1 protein-coding gene is annotated in these 808 nt (G+C 39.9%); it reads right to left on the bottom strand.

What is annotated here, in order from left to right:
* Positions 1-190: 190 nt before the first annotated feature.
* The coding region (locus GMD6S_RS09720; RefSeq protein WP_000314664.1) for an SH3 domain-containing protein at positions 191-808 on the bottom strand (618 nt) is incomplete at its 5' end.

The following is an 808-nucleotide window of genomic DNA, read 5'->3' as shown; positions in this document are numbered from 1 at the left end:
GTGAAACGAGTACACTAGCACCCAATACAGCTGCACTTGCTAAACTTGTTAAAATAACTTTCTTCTTGTCCATTAGACAATGCCCCTCTTATAGTTTTTTAATATTATTATATTATACTACTTAATGAACGTCAACTAATTCGATATCCATTTTAAAATTTTATGAACAAGAAGAAAGCTTGGATGATGTTTAAGAAACACTTCCTATTCTTACCCCATTTCTGTCTAGTCTGTAGCCATCAATAATCGTATTAACAGCTAAGGCTCCCGAAGCATCGACATAGTAATGTTTCCCCGAGACTTGGAACCATTGACTAGCTTTCATCCGGCCAGATTCCTCTAAGTAATACCAAGTTCCCTTGTCTTTAAGCCAGCCCGTCTGCATCTCACCCGAAGCCTTTAGATAATACCAGTGAGAGCCATCCTTAATCCAGCCAGTTGACATGGCCCCATTTTCTTTTAAATGATACCAATTGCTGTTAACTTTTTTCCATCCTGTTGCTAGCTTACCATTCTCTTGGTAATACCAACTCCCTCCTTCTTTTTTCCACCCATTCTCTGTATTGCTTAACTTTTCATACTTCACATATCTTCTAGAACCGCTATAAGACAAATAACCGAGCCACTTATAACCGTCCTTTTCAAGAACTTGATCATAACTCACACTCTCACCAGCATAATAGTAGTCAATAACCTGTCCTGTGCTTGATGGTTGGTCCATAATAGGCGATTTCCCCGTGAATACCATTGTCCCACTAGACGGAAGCTCTGAGCTACGAGCATTCTCACCCGCACTATGGCTAGTAGA

This window comes from Streptococcus sp. GMD6S, assembly GCF_000297015.1.
This window is presented reverse-complemented; position numbering and strand designations above follow the sequence as displayed.